This is a genomic window from Corynebacterium sp. HMSC072G08, from assembly GCF_001809185.1.
In the GTDB taxonomy this organism is placed as follows: domain Bacteria; phylum Actinomycetota; class Actinomycetes; order Mycobacteriales; family Mycobacteriaceae; genus Corynebacterium; species Corynebacterium phoceense.
This window is the reverse complement of sequence record NZ_KV796422.1, coordinates 196,556-215,931: the sequence shown is the minus strand read 5'-3', so window position 1 is coordinate 215,931 and position 19,376 is coordinate 196,556. Positions and strand designations below refer to the sequence as shown.

The following is a 19,376-nucleotide window of genomic DNA, read 5'->3' as shown; positions in this document are numbered from 1 at the left end:
TTGCAACCATGAACGACAACACCCTCGAACCGCAGCGCGCGGAAGACACCGTGACGGACTCCCGGATTGAGAAGGCTCCTGGCGTCGCCGCCCACGGTGGCACCATGGAGGCGCGTCCGCAGCGCATTGGTACCGCCCAGCGCATCACTTCCGAGTCGCAGATCACCGTGGAGATCAACCTCGACGGCACCGGAAAGTCCGATATTGACTGCGGCCTGCCGTTCTTTGCGCACATGCTCACCGCGTTCGCGACGCACGGCTCCTTTGACCTCAAGGTCCACGCGCAGGGCGACCTCAACGTCGACGCGCATCATACGGTCGAAGACACCGCCATTGTTCTGGGGCGCGCGTTCCTCGAGGCACTGGGGGATAAGAAGGGCATTAGTCGCTTCGGCTCCCAGCTGCTGCCCATGGATGAGACCCTCGTCGAGGGCGTGGTCGACATTTCGGGCCGCCCCTACTTCGTGATGAATGGCGAGCCAGAGAACATGGAATGGCAGATCATCGGTGGTCACTACGCCACCGTCATCAACCGCCACTTCTTCGAGACCTTCGCCATGCATTCTGATGTGACGCTTCACGTCAACGTCCGCTACGGCCGCGACCCGCACCACATTACGGAGGCTGAGTACAAGGCAGTAGCCCGTGCATTACGCCAGGCCGTCGAGCCGGATCCGCGCGTGAGTGGCATTCCTTCGACAAAGGGTGCACTCTAGACTCGTGTTCTTTATGGTGTGGATCCTGTTCCTCATCGCTGGCTTGCTCGCCGGCGGTGCGTGGGCAGCGTATCAAAATGACTCGAAATTCTGGACCATCATCGCAGGCTTCCTCGCGGCGATCGCCTTTGCCGCGTCAGTGGCGTGGATGATCCCACAGATGCACGGATAGTTTCACTGCACGGTAAGTTCAGCGGCCGGCTCGGTAGCCCGGCCTGCATTTGCCGTCTACGCTGGTGAACGTCTATACCTAAAGGTTCCTACAGATTAAGGCTCCGGCACGTATCTGTTCATGCCGCAGCGGGAGAAAACTTCCGCCTGAGACGCTTGCGCTGGGCGCGGCGCGGCATGCGTGCGTGCAGCTGCCACAACAGACAGACGGAGAAAGGCGGGTGAGGTGGTGTCGCAGGAGACGCCGCAGGTCGAACAACAGGGGGGCGCTACGGGCACGGCTTTTAGCTTGTGGCGGGTTCCTGGCTATCTGGAAACGATGGCGGCCATCGCGGCGGCCTTCGGCGCGTGGTCACTGCTGTTGCCGCTGCTACCGCTTGCGGTGCTCGACAACGGTGGCTCGGCCGGGTTGGCCGGCGCGACTACGGGTATCTTCATGGCGGCGACCGTGCTCACCCAGATCGTCACCCCGCGGCTGCTGCGTTCCTTCGGCTACCGTCCCGTCATGGCGGGCGCCGCGTTTATGCTCGGCGTCCCGGCCTTGGGGCATCTCCTCGGCATGGAGCCCTGGCTCGTGCTCCTCTTCTGCGCACTGCGCGGCGTGGGCTTCGGTGCGCTCACCGTGGCCGAGTCAGCGCTCATCGCGGAACTCGTTCCGCTGCGCTACTTGGGCAAGGCGACCGGCATGATGGGCGTCTTCATCGGCCTGTCCCAGATGTTATTCCTGCCTGCGGGCCTTGCCATCGAGTCAGCATGGGGATTCTCGACCGCCTACATCCTGGCGGCCGCAATGGGACTTTTCGCCGCCATCATGTGCATCCGCTTGCCACGCGTGCGACCGGAATCCAAGGCGGACCGTGCCGCGGCGCGCGAGCACACCGATGGCCCGCCGCGCGTGGCGATGTGGAAGCTCGTGCTTGTGCCGGCGCTCTCCGTGACCACGTTGTCTATGAGCTACGGCCTCGTCTCGTCTTTCCTGCCAGCCTCCGTGCGCGAGATCGATCCCGTCACGGGCGCGGTGCTCGGCGGCATCATGCTTTCCCTCGTGGGTGGCGCCGCCATGGTCTTCCGCTATGCGGCGGGTGAGTTCGCGGACCGGACGGGACGCCCAGGCGTGCTCACCATCCCGGCGCAGATCCTCGGCTTCGCGGGCATGGGGCTCATGGCCGCGACCGTCGCCTTCGGCTGGTCGGTGTGGTGGCTCGTCCTCGCCGCCGTCGCTTTTGGTGGTGCGTTTGGCGTCATCCAAAACGAGGCGCTGCTGTCTATGTTCAACCGCCTGCCGCGTGAGAACGTCTCGGAGGCCTCCGCGGTGTGGAATATCTTCTATGATTCGGGCACCGGGCTGGGCTCCGTGGTTCTTGCTGCGCTCGTTCCACTGTGGGGCTACGCCGGTGCTTACGGTGCGGGCGCGTTCATCATCATCGGCGGCGTGGCCATCACGGGTCTCGACCTCTACCTCGGTGCGCACCGCGTGACCGAGTACGGCAACATCAAGACACGACTTAAGCGACTGCGTAAGGTGTAATCCATGACTGGAACCAAGAAGGTAGTCCTTCTCGACTACGGCGCGGGTAATCTGCGCTCGGCACAGCGCGCCCTCGAACGCGTGGGAGCCGATGTAACCGTCACGGCAGACCCCAAGATTGCGGTCGAAGCCGACGGCCTGCTCGTGCCCGGCGTGGGTGCGTTTGCGGCATGCATGGACGGACTGCGCGCCGTCCAGGGCCCTCGTGTTATTGGACAGCGTCTGGCCGGCGGACGCCCCGTCATGGGCATCTGTGTTGGCATGCAGATTCTCTTCGACGCCGGCAATGAGCATGGCATCCATGCGGAAGGCTGCGGGGAGTGGCCGGGGCTCGTGGAGCGTCTTCATGCGGATGTGCTGCCACACATGGGCTGGAATACCGTCGAGGTTCCGCAGGGCTCCCAGATGTTTGCGGAGCTTGACGCGGACGAGCGTTTCTACTTCGTGCACTCCTACGGCGTGTGCGAATGGACGCTCGAGACCGAAATTACGGAACCGCCCAAGGTGGCGTGGTCTGAGTACGGCGGAGACCGCTTCGTCGCTGCCGTCGAAAACGGCGCGCTGTGGGCCACCCAGTTCCACCCGGAGAAGTCCGGGGACGCCGGAAGCCAGCTGCTGAAGAACTGGCTCGAGACGCTTTAGCGCTGCGTCGCTTTCCGCCGTGCGCCAGTCGGACGCGTTGTAAAATCCAAAGTCATTGCCACTTTCGTATCGTCCTAGAAGGAAAAATCACCCATGAGCTTTACGTTGTTGCCCGCGGTCGACGTTGTCGATGGCCAGGCTGTTCGTCTCGACCAGGGCGAGGCCGGTACCGAGAAGTCCTACGGTGCGCCGCTCGAGGCGGCCCTTGAGTGGCAGGCGCAGGGTGCCCAGTGGCTGCACTTCGTGGACCTCGACGCCGCGTTCAACCGCGGCTCGAACCACGAGCTCATGGCGGAGATTACGGCGAAGCTCGACATCGAGGTCGAGCTCACCGGTGGCATCCGTGACGACGCCTCGCTTGAGCGCGCGCTCGCCACGGGCGCGCGCCGCGTCAATATCGGTACGGCCGCGCTCGAGAACCCTGAGTGGATTGCTCAGGTGCTCGCCAGCCACGGCGACCAGATCGCAGTGGACCTCGCCGTGCGCGAGATTGATGGCGAGTGGCGCACGCGCGGTAATGGCTGGGTCTCCGACGGCGGCGATCTGTGGGAGGTCCTCGAGCGCCTCGACGCCGCAGGCTGCCAGCGCTTCGTCGTCACGGACGTGACCAAGGACGGCACGCTCACCGGACCCAACGTTGAGTTGCTGCGCGAGGTCGCGGCGGCAACGGACGCCAAGGTGACGGCATCGGGAGGCATCTCGAGCCTCGACGACCTGCGCGAGCTGGCCCTGTACGAGAATGAGGGAATCGACTCGGCGATCATCGGCAAGGCGCTCTACGAAAAGAAGTTCACGCTCACCGAGGCGCTCGCCGCCGTGGCCGAGGTCAAGCCGTACCCCGAAGAAGCGGGAATCTAAGCCGCACTTACGGCTGGGAAGGATCCATCGATGGATAACGCGCTGTCACCGGTAGACATGTTGGCCATTGCGGAGGCGACGGTTGATTCCGTGAGCCCCGCCTTCATCGACGGCTTGGGCGCGCGCCCGGCTCGCTTCAAGGGCGAAGGCGACTTCGCGACCGAGGTGGACCTTGCCATCGAATCGGAGCTACGCCAGTCGCTCACGCAGCTCACCGGCATTCCCGTCTTTGGCGAGGAAACTGGTGCCGCGGCACCAGGGGCGACCTATGACCGGGGCGCGGCGGAGTACGCGGCGGCATCGGAAAGCGCAGCGCGCTCCCCGCACTTCCTGGAGCAACAGGAAGGCGCGGACGCGGCGCGAATCAAGGCGCTCACCTCCGGCCCCGTCTGGGTTGTTGACCCCATCGACGGAACGGCGAATTACGCGGCGGGCAACCCGCTGTGTGGTGTGCTCGTCGCGCTGCTCATGGAAGGCAAGCCCGTCGCCGCCGTCGCTGACTTCCCGCTGCTGGGACGCCGCGTCGCGGCTGCGGAAGGCGCGCCGTTGCGTTCTGTGGGTGGCCCGCGTGGTGGCTTTGGTGGGGGACCGGATGCCCTCGGCTTTGAGGACTCCCGTGGCCATATTGGCTGCTCCTCGCACCTGAGCACCGGCATTTACCGGCATCTGCGCCATACCGGGCTGCGCCCGCGCATGACCGGCTCGGTGGGCCTCGACACCGCCTTCGTGGCCCAGGGCGTCTTTGACGGCGCGCTTAACTTCTCCATCCATCCGTGGGACAACGCGGCGGGCGCCTTGCTCGTCAAGGCCGCTGGCGGCATCGCCACGGACCCCGAGGGCAACGAATGGACGGCGCTCTCGCGCGGCCTCGTGGTGGGCACCCCGCAGGTTCACGCCACCCTCATGGACGCAATCGATAAGAATAGGATCTAGGTTTCATGGCACTCGCAGTGCGCGTTATCCCTTGTCTCGACGTCGATCACGGACGCGTGGTCAAGGGCGTGAACTTTGAAAACCTGCGCGACGCAGGCGATCCGGTCGAACTCGCCGCCCGCTATGACGAACTCGGTGCGGACGAGTTGACCTTCTTGGACGTTTCCGCCTCGAAGGATGGCCGCGGCACCATGCTCGACGTCGTGCGCCGCACGGCGGACCAGGTTTTTATTCCGCTTACCGTGGGTGGCGGCGTGCGTTCCGAACAGGACGTGCGTGAGCTCCTGCGCGCCGGCGCGGATAAAGTGTCGGTCAACTCCTCGGCCATCGCGCGCCCGGAGCTGCTGCGCGAGCTCGCGGACGTTTTTGGCTCCCAGTGCATCGTTTTGTCTGTCGATGCCCGCCGCGTCAAGGACCCGGAGGCGCTGGCGTCCGGCGACTTCCCGTCGGGGTTTGAGGTCACGACGCATGGCGGCACCCGCTCGGCGGGTCTCGACGCCATCGCGTGGGCGCGCCGCGGCGAGGAGCTCGGGGTAGGGGAGATCCTGCTCAACTCCATGGACGGTGACGGCACACGCGTGGGCTTTGACATCGAGCTTCTCGAGCTCGTGCGCGCGGCCGTTCACATTCCGGTGATTGCTTCTGGTGGCGCGGGCAAGGCGGAACACTTCCCGCCCGCCGTTGCCGCCGGTGCGGACGCGGTGCTCGCCGCCTCCATTTTCCACTTCGACGATGTTGCCCTCTCTGAGGTCAAGGACGCTCTCGCGGATGCCGGATTCGAGGTGCGTCGATGAATACTGATGCTGCACAGGTTTCTAACGACCCAGCCGAGTTCGAGCTTGACCCCGCGGTCGCCGCGCGCCTCAAGCGCAATGACGTGGGCCTTGTGCCCGCCGTCGTGCAGGCGGACTCGGGCGAGGTCCTCATGATGGCGTGGATGGATGACCACGCGTTGGCGTATACGCTGGCCACGCGGCGCGGTACGTACTACTCGCGCTCGCGCCAGGAGTACTGGGTAAAGGGCCTTACCTCCGGCCACGTGCAGGCGGTGAAGTCCGTGCGACTAGACTGCGACGGCGACACTATTTTGCTCGTGGTCGAGCAGACCGGCGGCGCCTGCCATACAGGCGACCGCACGTGCTTTGACGCGGATCTGCTGCTCGGCGAGCACGACTAACACCAAAGACGCGTTACGCGTCGTACCGAGGAGGCGTGCCCTGTGGGCAGAAAATTCGGACCGCTGTTGATGGCTGTGGCCGCGACCTTGCTGTGGTTTTCTTCGCAGACGACGTGGATTACGGCGACGGTGGAGGACGATAAAGCGGGCACGGGGGAGCTCGCCGTGCAGGGCAGCACGTGGTCACTGGAACTTACCGCCATCGCGTTGCTCTTCCTCGCCGGCGTGGTCGCGGGACTCGCGCTGCGTCGCACCGCCCGCCGCATCGTGGGTGCCGTCGTGGCGCTCGCGGCCATCGGCGTGTCCTGGCGTCCCATGGTGGCACTTACCTCACAGGTGGATCTCGCCCGCCTTCAGACGCTGCTTCAGGCGCAGCAGTCTAATGACAACGCGGTGGAGTCCGTCGCTATCTCCAGTTGGGCCGTCGTCCGCGACGCGACCGTGACCCCGCTCGGCCCGGTGCTGGCGCTCATCGCCGCGGCGTTCGGACTCGTGGGCGGCATCCTGCTCGCCATGCGTCCCGGTGCTGACGGCGTGCGCTCGACCAAGTATGAGACGAAGGCAGCCCGCGCGGAGAAGCTCGAAGAAGAACTCGAGACCGCGCCCGACTCCGGGCGCGTCATGTGGGACGCCCTTGACGAGGATATCGATCCCACGGACCCGACGGGCCACCGTTAAATTCATTGTCGTTGCACTCTCGCTGGGGAGTCCCTGAACAGGCATGCTAGTTTACCCGGAGTTTCCGAAACGGGGGCAGTGCGCTGGGTCGTGATTTCTCTGTGCGCGCTCCTGCCCGCTACGCTGAAACTCATTCCTTGCAGTTCCAGGCCTGACCGTGGACCCCGCGGCAGGTGGTAGCGATGTCCTGCTTAGACAGGTGACGGGAGGTAACGGTGAGTGCCCCACTTCACGCGCCCCGGTCCCTGGTCGTAGATCAGCTCGTCGCTGCCGTGCGCAAGGACGTTGACGCCCGCGAGGCACAGGTGAGCTTCCGCGACATCAAGGCCCGTTCCCGCGCCATGGATACCCCGCGCGACGCGAAGGCCGCCTTCCTCGCCCCCGGCTGTTCCATCATCACGGAGCTCAAGCGCGCCGTGCCCTATCGCGGCGAAATCATGCACCTCGAGACCCCAGAAGCCATGGCGCATCTCGCGCACAATCTGGAGTCAGTGGGGGTGCGCCTCCTCGCCGTGCAGACGGAGCGCCACCGTTTCCACGGATCGCTCGCCGATATGTGCCACGTGCGCGATGCCACGACGGTGCCCATGATCTGCCGCGACATCATTATCGACCCGTATCAGATTCATGAGGCGCGCTGCTATGGCGCGGACGTCGTGCCTCTCCAAGTCGAGCTTCTCGAGCAGCCCCACCTGGAATCCTTGCTCGACCGCATCGAGTCGCTAGGCATGTGTGCCCTCGCCGAGGTCCGCAGTCCTGAAGAAGCTGACAGAGCGCTCGAGGCCGGTGCCTCACTCATCGGCATCAACGCGTGGACGCTCGCCTCGGATGAGCTTTACCGCGAGGCGTTTGCCACCATCGTTCCGGGGCTTCCCGAGTCCGTCGTCCGCGTCGCCGTGGGCGGCGTGGAGAACTCCCGCAACCTTTTTGACTACGCGTCGCATGGCGCGGACGCGGTGCTCGTGGGGGAGTCCATTATGGCGGCCACCGATCCGTTGGGACTCGCGCGCCGCCTCGTCGCCACCGGCCAGCACCCGGCCTGCCCCTCCCGCAAGGGGTAAGCGCACGCAGTAGGCGACGATTTGGCACACTATCGGTGTGCAAGAAATGATCCTGGCTAATATCCCGTCCCCGTCGCAGGGCGTATGGCACCTCGGTCCCATTCCTGTCCGTGCCTACGCGCTGTGCATTATCCTCGGCATCCTCGTCGCGCTGTGGCTTACGCTGCGTCGCTACACCGCGCGCGGCGGCAACCCGGACACCGTGTGGGACGCGGCCATCGTCATCATCCCCGCCGGCATCATTGGCGGGCGCCTGTACCACGTCATTACGGACCACGATAAGTACTTTGGCGAGGGCCGCAACCCCATGGACGTGTTCAAGGTGACCAACGGTGGCCTGGGCATTTGGGGCGCGGTAGCCTTGGGCGCGGTCGCGCTCTGGGTCATGTTCAAGGTGAAGAAGGTGCCCTTCGCGCCCTTCGCCGACGCCGTGGCCCCCGGACTCATCCTCGCCCAAGCTATTGGCCGCTTCGGCAACTGGTTTAACCAAGAGCTCTACGGACGCGAAACCACCGTGCCGTGGGCGCTCGACATTTACTACCGCGTCGACGAGGCCGGCAGGTACGCCCCGGTCACGGGTCATTCCACAGGTGAGGTCATTGCCAGCGTCCATCCCACTTTCCTCTACGAGGCGTTATGGAATGTCGCCGTGTGTCTCTTCCTCATCTGGGCGCAAAAGAAGTGGAAACTTGGCCACGGTCGCGTCTTTGCCCTCTACGTCGCCGGCTATACGCTGGGGCGCTTCGTCGTCGAGAACATGCGCTCGGACGAGGCCACGCACGTCTTTGGTCTGCGCATCAACGTCATTGTCTCCGTCGTGTGCTTTGTCGTGGCGCTGGTCATCTTCTTCCGCCTGCGCCGGGGTCAAGAGACCTCGGCGGAGGTCGATCCGCACTATCAAGCAGAGCTTGCCGATGCCCCCTCGGGCGCGTCCCAGGAGCCTTCCGCGTCGCCTGCATCGAGCCCCTCGAAGCCCGAAAGGTAGTTCTTTATTTAAGCCCGGTTCCGCCCGTTTGGAACTGGGCTTTCGTGGTTTTGTGTCCGATTAGACAGTTCCTGTGGCATTTTTCAGTGGCCGGAAACGTCAGACGCGGGTACGTTGGGACTCGTTACAGTTCCCAACCGAGAAGGTTTAGAAAAGAATGCTGGACAGAAGAACCAAGATTGTCTGTACGCTCGGCCCTGCCGTCGCGAGTAAGGACGGTATCCTCCGCCTAGTCCAAGACGGCATGGACGTTGCTCGTCTCAACATGTCGCACGGTGATCCTGAGGACCACGAGAAGAACTACAAATGGGTCCGCGAAGCTACGGATGAGACCGGCCGCGCCGTCGGTATTCTCGCCGACCTTCAGGGACCAAAGATTCGCCTTGGTCGCTTTAAGAACACCGAGGAAATGTGGAACAACGGTGAGATCGTTCGCATCACCGTCGACGACGTCGAAGGCACGCACGACCGCGTGTCCACCACTTACAAGAATCTCGCCCAGGACGCCAAGCCGGGCGATCGCCTCCTCATCGACGACGGCAAGGTGGCCGTGGTCTGCAAGGAAGTCGATGGCAACGACGTTGTCTGTGAGGTCGTCGAGGGCGGCCCGGTCTCCAACAACAAGGGCGTCTCCCTGCCGGGCATGGACATCTCCGTGCCGGCCCTGTCCGAGAAGGACATTCGCGACCTGCGCTTCGCACTGAACCTCGGCGTCGACCTCGTCGCCCTGTCCTTCGTGCGTTCCCCGGCTGACGTCGACCTCGTCCACCAGATCATGGACGAGGAAGGCCGCCGCGTGCCGGTCATCGCCAAGCTCGAGAAGCCGGAGGCCGTGGACGCCCTCGAGTCCATCGTCCTTGCCTTCGACGCCATCATGATTGCCCGCGGCGACCTCGGAGTCGAGGTTCCGCTCGAGCAGGTGCCGCTGTTCCAGAAGCGCGCCATCCAGATCGCGCGTGAGAACGCTAAGCCGGTCATCGTTGCAACGCAGATGCTCGACTCCATGATCAACAACCTGCGCCCGACGCGTGCTGAGGCCTCTGACGTCGCCAACGCCGTCCTCGACGGCGCTGATGCTGTCATGCTCTCTGGCGAGACCTCCGTGGGTATCGACCCGCAGAACGTCGTGCGCACCATGGGCCGCATCGTCTCCTCCGCGGAGACCGACGGCACCGTGCCGCCGCTGTCTCACGTCCCGCGCACCAAGCGCGGCATTGTGTCTTACTCGGCACGCGATATCGCAGAGCGTCTCAACGCCAAGGCCATCGTCGCCTTCACCACGTCGGGTGATACCGCCAAGCGTGTGGCTCGCCTACACTCGCCCCTGCCGCTCCTCGCGTTCACGCCCTACCCTGAGGTGCGCTCACAGCTGGCTCTGACCTGGGGCGCGGAGACCTTCCTCACACCGTCCGTCGAGTCCACTGATGACATGATGGCTGCCATTGACGAGGCCCTCCTCGCGATGGATCGCTACAACGAGGGCGACATGGTTGTCGTCATCGCTGGTACGCCTCCGGGAATCGCTGGCAACACCAACATGGTTCAGGTTCACACCCTGGGTGAAACTACGAAGATGAAGTAGTCCTTTCACCAACGAAGCCCTCCGCGTTCACGGCTTGAACACGGAGGGCTTTCGCGTGCGGTAAGTCTCTAGGGCGCTGCAACTTCGCCGCGCATGAGGATCCGGGCGCTGCGCACCAGCTGGGTCGCCGCGAGCGCGTTGCCGTCATAGCGCGCGCCAGCGGTCACCGCACCAGACGGCGTGCCGATGCGTACTGAACGCAGCTCGGACGAGCCAATCGCTTCGGCGATGATGCCGCCCTTGATGGAGGCGGCTGCGGCGATGCACATCGCACCCGTGCCAGGCACTGCCTTGTGCGTCTTCTGCATGCTCAGAGTGCGCACGAGGACGTCGTGGCCCTCTGCCTCGAGCTGCGTCCCATCCAGCAGCGGTGCCGCAGTCGGAGGCGCCACGACAGCAATCTTCGGCGCGGCCTGCGCGGGCTCCATCCCCATGAGCTTCGCGCCGGCGGCACGGATCCGTTCGAGTCGAGCCATAACCTCGGTGCCATCGAAGGACAACTGCGTTGGGTCTGCGTTTACGTCCGAAGCACGCACGAAGACCATGGGCAGGCATGCGTCAACGAGCGAGACCTCAATGTCGCCGCCCTCATCGTGCACAATATCCGTGGCATTTCCCGTAGGTAGCAAGCCGCTGGTGCGGCTGCCCGCCGGATCGGGGTATTCCAAGGTAATGGGAGAGCCAGTGCCCGCAACGCCCGGCAGCGCGAAGTCTCCATGTACCTGGGCGCGGCCACCAACAACCGTGAGCCGGGCGATGACCGTCTTCGAGGTATTCGTATTGAACAATCGAACGGCATGCTCGCCATCGGGCAACGTCAGGAGGCCTGCCTCGAGCGCGAACGGCGCAATAGCGGAGGAGAGATTACCGCAGTTTGCCGAATAATCCACCGACGTAGTATCGACGGCGACCTGGGCGAAAGTATACGTGAGGTCATGCTCATCGTCGCTCGCCGTGTCCACAATCATGACCTTGGACAGAGACGAAATACCGCCGCCCATGCCATCGAGCTGCCGCCCGTTCGGATCCGGCGAGCCCATCATCGCGCAGAAGAGGGCGTCACGTTCTGCTCGGTCAGCCGGCAAATCCGCAGCATTAAAGAAGACGCCCTTCGACGTGCCCCCTCGGATGAAGCAGGCTTTGAGCCACTGGATGTCGTTCGAATTCTCACCGGTAGTCATGCTGTCGAATGTACCTCACTTGCTGGCAGTCAACTGGAAGTTTGTTCGAAATTTCCCCGGATGGTGGTCGTGAGCCTTCGGCAGCCGAACTCTCCCTATAGGATTCAACCTTGAAGTTGGAGCTAGGTAAAAGGGATAGAAATGAAACCTAAAACTATTGTTGGCGCTGTCATCGCCATCGTCATCCTCGTCGCCGCAGCCCTCGTCATTCCTCGTATCTATCCTCGGCGCCGTCTCCGGCCTTTCCTGCGGCGCCTACCAATACCAGGCCGCCTCCGGTCGCATTGTCTTTGAAGCAACCAGCACCCACGGCGACTCCGGCCCCCAGAACATCGCTGCTATGCCGCTCGACCGCATCATGCCCGTACTCGGCATCGACTCGGTCAACCTCTAAAGAATTGCCGCCCTCCTTGGCGGAACAACACAACTGCATAGGCCTCTCACAAGCCCCCGAGACTGTCTTGGAAGTAGGACTCCACGAAATCCCACTGCAACCGGCACCACACGCCATGTGGTGCCGGCTGCATTCGATTTCCTCGGTGTTCTTTTCCGCGAACGCTTGAGACGCGTGTGCCGCCGCGGAGCACAGTGCTCGGCGGCGGCACGGAGGAGGCCTTAGTTATTTAGGCTTCGGTACCAGCAATCGGCGTTGGCTTAATCTTCCAGACCTCGTTTGCGTAATCCGCGATGGTGCGGTCGGAGGAGAAGCGGCCGGAGTAGCAGATGTTGAGCCATGCCTTCTTCGCCCACTTATCCGGGTCATCGACGTAGTCCTGAGCCATGCGGTCGCGGGTTTCGCGATAGTCAGCGAAGTCGCCGAGGACGTAGTAGGTGTCTTGAGCGTGCTCGCCCTGGCCATCGAGGAGGGAGGAACGCAGGTCGCCGAAGAGACCGGAGTTCTCGTGACCGAGCAATCCGTTGGTCAATGCGTCGAGAACGCGCTTGAGACCCGGAACCGTGTTGTAGAGCTCACCCGGGTTGTAGGACTTGCGCAGCTCCGGTAGTTCCTCGTTGCGGGCACCGAAGATGTAGGCGTTCTCCTCGCCGACAGCGTCGACGATCTCAACGTTCGCGCCGTCCATCGTTCCCAGAGTGAGTGCTCCGTTCATCATGAACTTCATGTTGGAGGTACCGGAGGCTTCCTTACCGGCGACGGAGATCTGCTCGGACACATCGGCGGCCGGGATGATCTTCTCGGCAGGGGAGACGTTGTAGTTCTCCACGAAGACGACATGGATGATGTCCTTGGTCGCCGGGTCGTTGTTGACCAGCTCGGCGATGGTATTGATGAGCTTGATAATGGCCTTCGCACGCATGTAGCCCGGGGCTGCCTTGGCGCCGAAGATGAACGTGCGCTTCGGGACGGTCTCGCCGTCGTCCTTGATGCGGAAGTAGAGGTCCAAGATGTAGAGCGCGTTCATGAGCTGACGCTTGTACTCGTGCAGACGCTTGATTTGGACGTCGAAGATGGAATCCGGGTCGACCTCAGCGCCTTGGTGGTCCTTGACCCAGGCAGCAAAGTCGGCCTTGTTCTTGCGCTTGATGTCCTGGAGCTTGGCGAGCACTTTGGGGTTATCGGCCAGGGGCGCGAGTTCCTTGAGCGCGGTGAGGTTGGTGACCCACTCGTCCGAGCCGGACTGCTTGGTGAGCAGCTTGGCCAGACGCGGGTTACACATCTTCAGCCAGCGGCGCGGGGTGACGCCATTCGTCTTATTGTTGAACTTCTCCGGCCAGAGGTCGTACCACTCAGACAGAGTGTCCGCCTTGATGATCTCGGTGTGCAGGGCGGCCACGCCGTTGATAGAGAAGGCCGCGTAGCAGGCAATCCACGCCATGTGGACCTGGCCGTTGGAGACTGGAGCCATGTAATCGATGCGGCCTTGGCCGAGGCCACGCTCGGCCATCTCGGAACGGAAGCGGCGGTCGATTTCCTCGACGATTTCCCAGATGCGCCAGAACAGCTTCTGGAAGATGGAGACTTCCCAGCTCTCCAGGGCCTCAGCCAGGACGGTGGGGTTGGTGTAGGCGAAGGTCTTCTGGACGACGGCCCAAGCGTCATCCCAGCCCAGCTCGTGCTCATCCATCAGCAGGCGCATGAGCTCCGGGATAGCGAGCACCGGGTGGGTGTCGTTGAGCTGAATGGAGTTGTAGTCCGCGAAGCCTGTGAGGTCGTCGCCGTGGTCCTCGAGGTAGTCGTCGATCATCTGCTGCAGCGAGGCAGAGACGAAGAAGTACTGCTGGCGCACGCGCAGGACCTTGCCCTCGTACGTCGTGTCGTTGGGGTAGAGCACGCGACAGATGTCCATGACGCGTTCGCGCTCGACGATGGCGTCAGTAAAGCGCTGGGAGTTGAAGGCGTCGTAATCGAATTCGTCGATGGGCTCGGACTTCCACAGACGCAGCGTACCCACGTTGTCCGTGCCGTAACCGGTAATCGGCATGTCGTAGGGGATGGCGCGGACATCCATGTCGTCGAAGTGGACGCGGCGCTGGCTCGTGGCGCGGCGCACGACGAAGTCGTAGCCGTTTTCCATCCAGGAGTCCGGCTGTTCCTTCTGGTGGCCATGGTCGAAAGATTGGCGGAACAGGCCGTAGCGATAGAGCAGACCGTAGCCGGTCACTGGGTAATCCTGCGTGACGGCGGAATCGAGGAAGCAAGCAGCAAGGCGGCCCAGGCCACCGTTGCCCAGCGCGGCGTCGTGCTCAGCTTCGAGGACATCGGTGAGCTCGCGGCCTGCGGCGCGGGAGGCGGCAACAGCGTCATCGACGAGGTCCAGGTTGGTTAAGTTGTTGAGCAGCGCGCGGCCCTGGAGGAATTCCGCGGAGAAGTAATGCTGACGGCGGGTCTTGCGGTATGCGCGGCGCGTGGCCTCCCAATTGTCCGCAATCTGTTCCATGACGGCGGACGACAGTCCGGACCAGAATTTGCGGTCAGTGGCCGTGAGCGGGGTGACGCCAGCGGCGGCGCGGACGTGGCCCGGGATGGCCCTTTCAAATGCGGAGTGCGACATTTCTTCCTCTACTGTTGCGGACGGAAACGAATGCACTCTATTTTAGCCGCGCGAGGTGACGCGTGCAGCGCGGCTAATGACGCGTCGCGCAAGCTTAATGCGCGAGATACGTGAGCGCCGCAGCGGCCGCGGCGCGGGTTGCCGCGTGGGCGGTCGGCTCATACTCCGGCAGGAAGTCCGCTTGGTGGTTGACTGGCGGATTATCCAGCTGATCCGCCGAGGTAGAGCCCACAAACCAGTAGTAGTAGGGCACGCCCCAGGCCTGCGGCAGGTAGCTAAAGTCCTCGGAAGCGGTATTGGGTTCCCCGGTGACAGAGTCCTCGCCAAAGGTGGCGTCGAATACCTCGCGGACAGCCTCGTGCGCGGCAAGGTCGTTATCAGTGACCTCACCGTGCGCATAAAACTCGAAAGTCGGCGGAAGCGGTGACCCCGAGGCGGTGCATTCGGCCTCAACGACGCGCTTGAGCGATGCATAGACGCGCTCAGCAATCGCGGGATCGTAGTACCGAGTATTGAGCACGAGCGTCGCGGAATCGGGGATGATGTTGTTCTTATCGCCCGAGTGCAGTTCGCCCACGGAAATGACAAAGAAGTCGCTCGGTGCGACCTCACGGCCGACGATTCCCTGGAGACGCACGACGATCATCGCCGCGATATAGGTCGCGTCGATTGATTTATGCGGCATGGACGCGTGCGCGGAACGGCCGTTGATGGTGATGCGGATGGAGTCGCAGCCGGCGAGCACCGGACCCGCGGCGGACTGCACCTGTCCTGCCGGCCCCGGCATGATGTGTTGGCCCAAGCAGATATCGGGCTTCGGCACGCGCCCCACTAGGTCATCGGCAATCATGAGCTTCGCGCCATCCGAGGTTTCCTCCGCAGGTTGGAAGAGTGCGAGGAAGGTGCCAGACCACGCGTCGCGTTCCGCGTCGAGGATGGAGCAGGCGCCCAACAAACCGGTGGCGTGCATGTCGTGGCCGCACGCATGCATGTTTCCATTCGTCGAGGCATACGCCGCGCCGGAAGCCTCCGCGATCGGCAGCGCGTCGAAGTCCGCGCGCACCAGGACGGTGGGACCTTCACCGTTGCGGAAGACGGCCACCATGCCATGCCCGCCGATGCCCCCAATAATCTCGCAGTCCAACGCCTCCAGGCGCTCCCGAATCCGGCTCGCCGTGCGCTCCTCTTCGTGGGAGAGCTCGGGGTTGCGGTGGAGGTCTTCGTAGAACTCGCGCTGCCACGACAGGTCAGCGGTGGTGTCGTGGAGAAGCTGGGCGATAGTAGAGGCATGGGATGTTGTTGCAGAAGACATGGATTTCACCTTACTCCCATGGGTAAGGTTGCCCTCATGCCTATTATTCAATTTGATGTCCTCGCCCCGGATGAGCAGAGCGAGAAGGTCCGCGGGGTTTTCCAGACTGCCGTCGATAAGCTCGTGCAGGCCGGCCGTATGATCTCGGCCAACGTGGAGCTTGTGACGAACCCGAAGCTGCCGGAGGGGCTTGCCGACCAGCTGCGCCAGGTCTACCGCGACGAGCACGACGGCCAGGACTTGGAGTTCGCCTCCGTCTACCGTTACCCGATTGCCGTCGAGGGCCTCAACGGTTCTATCAACCAGCTCGCGATGGTGCTCTCACGCCTGCTGACCCCGCATGCGGAGTTGCCGCAGGATTACGTGCTACTCGAGAACGAGAAGGATTATGAGCTGCCCGCGATCTTCCCGTGGACGCTGGAGATCCTCCGCTAGACATCTCAGGCGACGGATATTGCATGTGTATTGGCGGTATTTTCTACCTCGGTCCGTCCATCGCGTGGAGCGAGGTGATATGTATCGCCGCTCATCGCCGAGCTGTCCTGTGGTGTGGGATCGGCCTCTAACGACGTATCCAAGATTGCGATTCTCACCGGCTCGGTGATTGCTGCAGTGATCGGCGCTATCATCCTGGGGCTGCGTAATCGCGTTTTGCGAGGCAGGAATCTACCGCGGAGGCGGAGGAATTCCCGGCAGTCGTTGTGACCTAGCCTCGTGAGCTGAAGCTGCGGGCTATAGCACGGCCGGCCTCGCGCAGTTGCTCCTGGAGCTCGCCTTTTTGGCTGAGCTCGGCAGACAGCACGCCTTCGGGGACGTTGGAGGCAAGTTCGCCCGCGACAACGGCGGCGGGGGTGGCGGAGTCTTCCGCGAGGTCGAGGAGCGTGCCTACGACCTTGCCGGTCGTGGACTGCTCGTCAAAGCGGCCTTCGCCGGTCACGAGGAGGGCGGCCTCGCGGAGACGTTCCGGAATTCCTAGGGCCTCGGCGACGAAGCGTCCGCCGGGCTCGAGCGTGGTGTGGTCCTCGGAGCCCCACAGAAGGGCAGAGACCCACGTGAGCCCGACCGGAATGCAGCCAGCCGCGCCGAAGCTCTCGCGATCGGCGTCGATGCCGGTGACCTCGCACAGACGCAGCATGGCGCCAGTAAGGAGCGCGACGTCCTCGCGGGTCGCGCCCTTTTGTGGGCCAAAGACGGCGGGGGCGTGGGCCGGCACCGTGCGCGTGTCCGCGAGCAACGTGTAGTCAAGCATCGCCGCCTTCATATTGAGCTGCGCGGTATCGATGGTGTCGAGTTGCACGAGTGCGGCGCCGCCCTTGGATAGCGCATAGCCGCGTGCGTCATGTGCGGCGGCACCGAGCGCGGTGAGAATGCCCGTGCCGCCGTCAATCGTGGCGGAGCCGCCGAGTCCCAGCACGATGTGCTTTGCGCCGCGCGACTCGGCATCCGCGATCAACACGCCGGTGCCATATGAATCTGCGGTGCGCGGCTCAAGCGCGTCCTTCACGGCGGGCAGACCCGTGGCCGCGGCGACGTCAATGTAGGCCGTCTGCGTGGACTGGTTGAGGAAGTAGGTTGCCTCGGTGAGCCGGCCCACGGCGTCGGTCGCTGGGAGCTGAACGGTGACCATGTGTTCGCCGCGGGCGGCTGCTGCCTCGGCGAGGACCTGGGCGGTGCCCTCGCCGCCGTCGGCCATAGGGAGGGTGACCACGGTGGCATCGGCAAGCTCGGCGCGGATGCCAGAGGCGATGCCTGCGGCGGCCTCGGCGGCGGTAGCCGAGCCTTTGAAAGAATCAGGGGCGACGATGATGAGGGGCGAATTCATAGAGACGAGTATAAAGGGTGGCGAAATCTCTCCAATTCTGTAGTTGTATAGAAATAGCTATAGAAATTTTTTGGAACCATTATTGCTGGTAGTGGCATTGATGTGGGGAAGCTAACGGGCGCGCGAGTTGCATTTTTGGGTGTGGCGGTGGAAACTATCAATCGTTAGGAATTAAGTCCCGTCACATGGGATGCTACATATAAAGGGGTCGCACATGACTGCATCGGTTGACACTCAAATTTCCGAGTATTACGACAAGCTTCTCAAGCGCAACGCTGGCGAACCGGAGTTTCACCAGGCTGTGTCCGAGGTTCTCGATTCTCTGAAGATCGTGCTGGGCAAGGACCCGCACTACGCCGACTATGGCCTCATTGAGCGTCTCTGCGAGCCGGAGCGCCAGCTCATCTTCCGTGTGCCGTGGACCGATGACAATGGCGACATTCAGGTCAACCGTGGCTTCCGCGTGCAGTTCAACTCCGCGCTCGGCCCCTACAAGGGTGGTCTGCGTTTCCACCCGTCCGTCAACCTGGGCATCATCAAGTTTCTGGGCTTCGAGCAGATCTTTAAGAACTCGCTCACCGGCCTGCCCATCGGCGGCGGCAAGGGCGGCTCGGACTTCGACCCCAAGGGGAAGTCGGACCGTGAAATCATGCGCTTCTGCCAGTCCTTCATGACGGAGCTCTACCGCCACATTGGCGAGTACCGCGACGTCCCAGCGGGTGACATCGGAGTTGGCGGCCGTGAGATCGGCTATCTCTTCGGTCAGTACCGCCGCCTGTCCAACCAGCACGAGTCCGGCGTCCTCACCGGCAAGGGCCTCACCTGGGGTGGCTCCCTCGTTCGCACCGAGGCCACTGGCTACGGTCTGGTCTATCTCACTAGCGAGATGATGAAGGCCCACAATGAATCCTTCGAGGGCGCCAAGGTTATCGTCTCCGGTTCCGGTAACGTTGCCATCTACGCCGCTGAGAAGGTTCAGCAACTGGGCGGCACCGTTGTCGCTATGTCTGACTCCTCCGGTTACGTCTCCACCCCGAACGGCGTGGACCTCGAGCTGCTCAAGGACATCAAGGAAGTTCGCCGCGCTCGTATCTCCGCGTACGCTGCCGAGGCCGGCAACGGCGCTGAGTATCACAAGGGCGGCAACATCTGGGAGGTCAAGGCCGACGTGGCTCTGCCGTGTGCCACCCAGAACGAGCTCGACGGCGAGTCCGCCAAGCTGCTCGCTGCCAACGGCACCCGTTACGTGGCGGAGGGCGCCAACATGCCGTCCACCCCGGAGGCTGTTCACTTCTTCCTGCAGAACGACATCCACTACGCGCCGGGCAAGGCTGCCAATGCCGGTGGCGTTGCAACGTCTGCGCTTGAGATGCAGCAGAACGCCTCCCGCGACTCCTGGTCCTTCGAATACACCGACCAGCGCCTCCACGAGATTATGTCCAACATCTTCAAGGACATCGACAAGACCGCGAAGGACTACGACCGCGAGGGCGATTACGTTGCCGGCGCGAATATCGCGGGCTTCAAGAAGGTTGCCGACGCTATGTTGGCGCAGGGTGTCATCTAGGGCTCCGATTCTTCCGGCTGCCTAAGCATTCCGCGGCTCCACTTTCCTCAGGGTTTGGTGGGGCCGCAGTTGTCTTTAGCGGAAACTCTTCACGTAGGCCGCTCGGTTGGGTAACCTGGGTCACAAAGGGAACTTTAAGGTATTTCAGAAGT

The 19,376-nt window shown here is 63.2% G+C and carries 19 protein-coding genes; 15 read left to right on the top strand and 4 right to left on the bottom strand.

From position 1 onward, the window contains the following. Positions 1 to 104: 104 nt before the first annotated feature. From hisB to pyk, 12 genes are all read left to right on the top strand, one after another. Entirely contained in the window at positions 105 to 716 is a 612-nt protein-coding gene (gene hisB, locus HMPREF2559_RS06640; protein ID WP_070540021.1) for an imidazoleglycerol-phosphate dehydratase HisB, read from the top strand. Positions 717 to 729: 13 nt separating this feature from the next. Next, the gene (locus HMPREF2559_RS12980; protein WP_168162236.1) at positions 730 to 888 is read left to right on the top strand and encodes a hypothetical protein; all 159 of its coding nucleotides are present in this window, start codon (positions 730 to 732) and stop codon (positions 886 to 888) included. 318 nt (positions 889 to 1,206) lie between these two features. Beyond that, the gene (locus HMPREF2559_RS06635; RefSeq protein ID WP_066510249.1) at positions 1,207 to 2,415 is read left to right on the top strand and encodes an MFS transporter; all 1,209 of its coding nucleotides are present in this window, start codon (positions 1,207 to 1,209) and stop codon (positions 2,413 to 2,415) included. A gap of 3 nt (positions 2,416 to 2,418) precedes the next feature. Continuing rightward, positions 2,419 to 3,057 (top strand): imidazole glycerol phosphate synthase subunit HisH, encoded by a 639-nt coding sequence (hisH, locus tag HMPREF2559_RS06630; protein ID WP_066487089.1) that lies wholly within the window; start codon positions 2,419 to 2,421, stop codon positions 3,055 to 3,057. A 93-nt stretch (positions 3,058 to 3,150) separates the two neighbouring features. Further along, positions 3,151 to 3,915, top strand: a complete 765-nt coding sequence (gene priA / locus HMPREF2559_RS06625; RefSeq protein WP_066487087.1) for a bifunctional 1-(5-phosphoribosyl)-5-((5-phosphoribosylamino)methylideneamino)imidazole-4-carboxamide isomerase/phosphoribosylanthranilate isomerase PriA — start codon at positions 3,151 to 3,153, stop codon at positions 3,913 to 3,915. A gap of 30 nt (positions 3,916 to 3,945) precedes the next feature. Next, positions 3,946 to 4,848: an inositol monophosphatase family protein gene (locus tag HMPREF2559_RS06620; protein WP_068801899.1), complete on the top strand. Its 903-nt coding sequence runs from the start codon at positions 3,946 to 3,948 to the stop codon at positions 4,846 to 4,848. A gap of 5 nt (positions 4,849 to 4,853) precedes the next feature. After that, a complete protein-coding gene (hisF, locus tag HMPREF2559_RS06615) occupies positions 4,854 to 5,642 on the top strand; it encodes an imidazole glycerol phosphate synthase subunit HisF (protein ID WP_070539983.1) in 789 nt (262 codons plus the stop codon). After that, positions 5,639 to 6,025, top strand: coding sequence for a phosphoribosyl-AMP cyclohydrolase (gene hisI / locus HMPREF2559_RS06610; protein ID WP_066487079.1), 387 nt, complete (start codon positions 5,639 to 5,641; stop codon positions 6,023 to 6,025). Before hisF ends, hisI begins: the two co-directional genes overlap by 4 nt. 42 nt (positions 6,026 to 6,067) lie before the next feature. Beyond that, the gene (locus HMPREF2559_RS06605; protein ID WP_196131196.1) at positions 6,068 to 6,703 is read left to right on the top strand and encodes a TIGR02234 family membrane protein; all 636 of its coding nucleotides are present in this window, start codon (positions 6,068 to 6,070) and stop codon (positions 6,701 to 6,703) included. 215 nt (positions 6,704 to 6,918) lie between these two features. Beyond that, positions 6,919 to 7,764, top strand: coding sequence for an indole-3-glycerol phosphate synthase TrpC (locus HMPREF2559_RS06600; protein WP_231725015.1), 846 nt, complete (start codon positions 6,919 to 6,921; stop codon positions 7,762 to 7,764). Between the two features lie 37 nt (positions 7,765 to 7,801). After that, a complete protein-coding gene (gene lgt, locus HMPREF2559_RS06595) occupies positions 7,802 to 8,749 on the top strand; it encodes a prolipoprotein diacylglyceryl transferase (RefSeq protein ID WP_066510240.1) in 948 nt (315 codons plus the stop codon). 160 nt (positions 8,750 to 8,909) lie between these two features. Continuing rightward, positions 8,910 to 10,331 (top strand): pyruvate kinase, encoded by a 1,422-nt coding sequence (gene pyk / locus HMPREF2559_RS06590; protein ID WP_070540018.1) that lies wholly within the window; start codon positions 8,910 to 8,912, stop codon positions 10,329 to 10,331. 68 nt (positions 10,332 to 10,399) lie between these two features. On the opposite strand, the gene HMPREF2559_RS06585 is transcribed toward pyk, so the two are convergent. Beyond that, complete coding sequence (locus HMPREF2559_RS06585) at positions 10,400 to 11,512, bottom strand: PrpF domain-containing protein (protein ID WP_066487064.1); 1,113 nt, start codon at positions 11,510 to 11,512, stop codon at positions 10,400 to 10,402. A gap of 157 nt (positions 11,513 to 11,669) precedes the next feature. Here HMPREF2559_RS06585 and HMPREF2559_RS06580 point away from each other — a divergent pair, with 157 nt between their 5' ends. Then, positions 11,670 to 11,906 (top strand): hypothetical protein, encoded by a 237-nt coding sequence (locus tag HMPREF2559_RS06580; protein WP_148138787.1) that lies wholly within the window; start codon positions 11,670 to 11,672, stop codon positions 11,904 to 11,906. 229 nt (positions 11,907 to 12,135) lie between these two features. Here HMPREF2559_RS06580 and HMPREF2559_RS06575 read toward each other — a convergent pair whose 3' ends face one another. Together HMPREF2559_RS06575 and HMPREF2559_RS06570 are read right to left on the bottom strand one after the other, a co-directional pair. Further along, positions 12,136 to 14,523 (bottom strand): glycogen/starch/alpha-glucan phosphorylase, encoded by a 2,388-nt coding sequence (locus HMPREF2559_RS06575; protein ID WP_070539977.1) that lies wholly within the window; start codon positions 14,521 to 14,523, stop codon positions 12,136 to 12,138. A gap of 94 nt (positions 14,524 to 14,617) precedes the next feature. Further along, positions 14,618 to 15,835: an amidohydrolase gene (locus HMPREF2559_RS06570; protein WP_070539974.1), complete on the bottom strand. Its 1,218-nt coding sequence runs from the start codon at positions 15,833 to 15,835 to the stop codon at positions 14,618 to 14,620. Between the two features lie 36 nt (positions 15,836 to 15,871). Between HMPREF2559_RS06570 and HMPREF2559_RS06565 the strand changes: the two genes are divergently transcribed. Continuing rightward, positions 15,872 to 16,270: a hypothetical protein gene (locus HMPREF2559_RS06565; protein WP_070540014.1), complete on the top strand. Its 399-nt coding sequence runs from the start codon at positions 15,872 to 15,874 to the stop codon at positions 16,268 to 16,270. A gap of 271 nt (positions 16,271 to 16,541) precedes the next feature. Here the strand turns inward: HMPREF2559_RS06565 and HMPREF2559_RS06560 are convergent, their stop codons facing one another. Continuing rightward, positions 16,542 to 17,657, bottom strand: a complete 1,116-nt coding sequence (locus tag HMPREF2559_RS06560; protein WP_066487056.1) for a glycerate kinase — start codon at positions 17,655 to 17,657, stop codon at positions 16,542 to 16,544. A gap of 214 nt (positions 17,658 to 17,871) precedes the next feature. Between HMPREF2559_RS06560 and gdhA the strand changes: the two genes are divergently transcribed. After that, entirely contained in the window at positions 17,872 to 19,224 is a 1,353-nt protein-coding gene (gene gdhA / locus HMPREF2559_RS06555) for an NADP-specific glutamate dehydrogenase (protein ID WP_066512792.1), read from the top strand. The last annotated feature ends 152 nt before the right edge of the window (positions 19,225 to 19,376 follow it).

Bases quoted from the DNA above. Each gene is read 5' to 3' on its own strand.
- hisB (WP_070540021.1), top strand. From the start codon at position 105: ATGGAGGCGCGTCCGCAGCGCATTGGTACCGCCCAGCGCATCACTTCC.
- HMPREF2559_RS12980 (WP_168162236.1), top strand. From the start codon at position 730: ATGGTGTGGATCCTGTTCCTCATCGCTGGCTTGCTCGCCGGCGGTGCG.
- HMPREF2559_RS06635 (WP_066510249.1), top strand. From the start codon at position 1,207: ATGGCGGCCATCGCGGCGGCCTTCGGCGCGTGGTCACTGCTGTTGCCG.
- hisH (WP_066487089.1), top strand. From the start codon at position 2,419: ATGACTGGAACCAAGAAGGTAGTCCTTCTCGACTACGGCGCGGGTAAT.
- priA (WP_066487087.1), top strand. From the start codon at position 3,151: ATGAGCTTTACGTTGTTGCCCGCGGTCGACGTTGTCGATGGCCAGGCT.
- HMPREF2559_RS06620 (WP_068801899.1), top strand. From the start codon at position 3,946: ATGGATAACGCGCTGTCACCGGTAGACATGTTGGCCATTGCGGAGGCG.
- hisF (WP_070539983.1), top strand. From the start codon at position 4,854: ATGGCACTCGCAGTGCGCGTTATCCCTTGTCTCGACGTCGATCACGGA.
- hisI (WP_066487079.1), top strand. From the start codon at position 5,639: ATGAATACTGATGCTGCACAGGTTTCTAACGACCCAGCCGAGTTCGAG.
- HMPREF2559_RS06585 (WP_066487064.1), bottom strand. From the start codon at position 11,512: ATGACTACCGGTGAGAATTCGAACGACATCCAGTGGCTCAAAGCCTGC.
- HMPREF2559_RS06575 (WP_070539977.1), bottom strand. From the start codon at position 14,523: ATGTCGCACTCCGCATTTGAAAGGGCCATCCCGGGCCACGTCCGCGCC.
- HMPREF2559_RS06570 (WP_070539974.1), bottom strand. From the start codon at position 15,835: ATGTCTTCTGCAACAACATCCCATGCCTCTACTATCGCCCAGCTTCTC.
- HMPREF2559_RS06565 (WP_070540014.1), top strand. From the start codon at position 15,872: ATGCCTATTATTCAATTTGATGTCCTCGCCCCGGATGAGCAGAGCGAG.
- HMPREF2559_RS06560 (WP_066487056.1), bottom strand. From the start codon at position 17,657: ATGAATTCGCCCCTCATCATCGTCGCCCCTGATTCTTTCAAAGGCTCG.
- gdhA (WP_066512792.1), top strand. From the start codon at position 17,872: ATGACTGCATCGGTTGACACTCAAATTTCCGAGTATTACGACAAGCTT.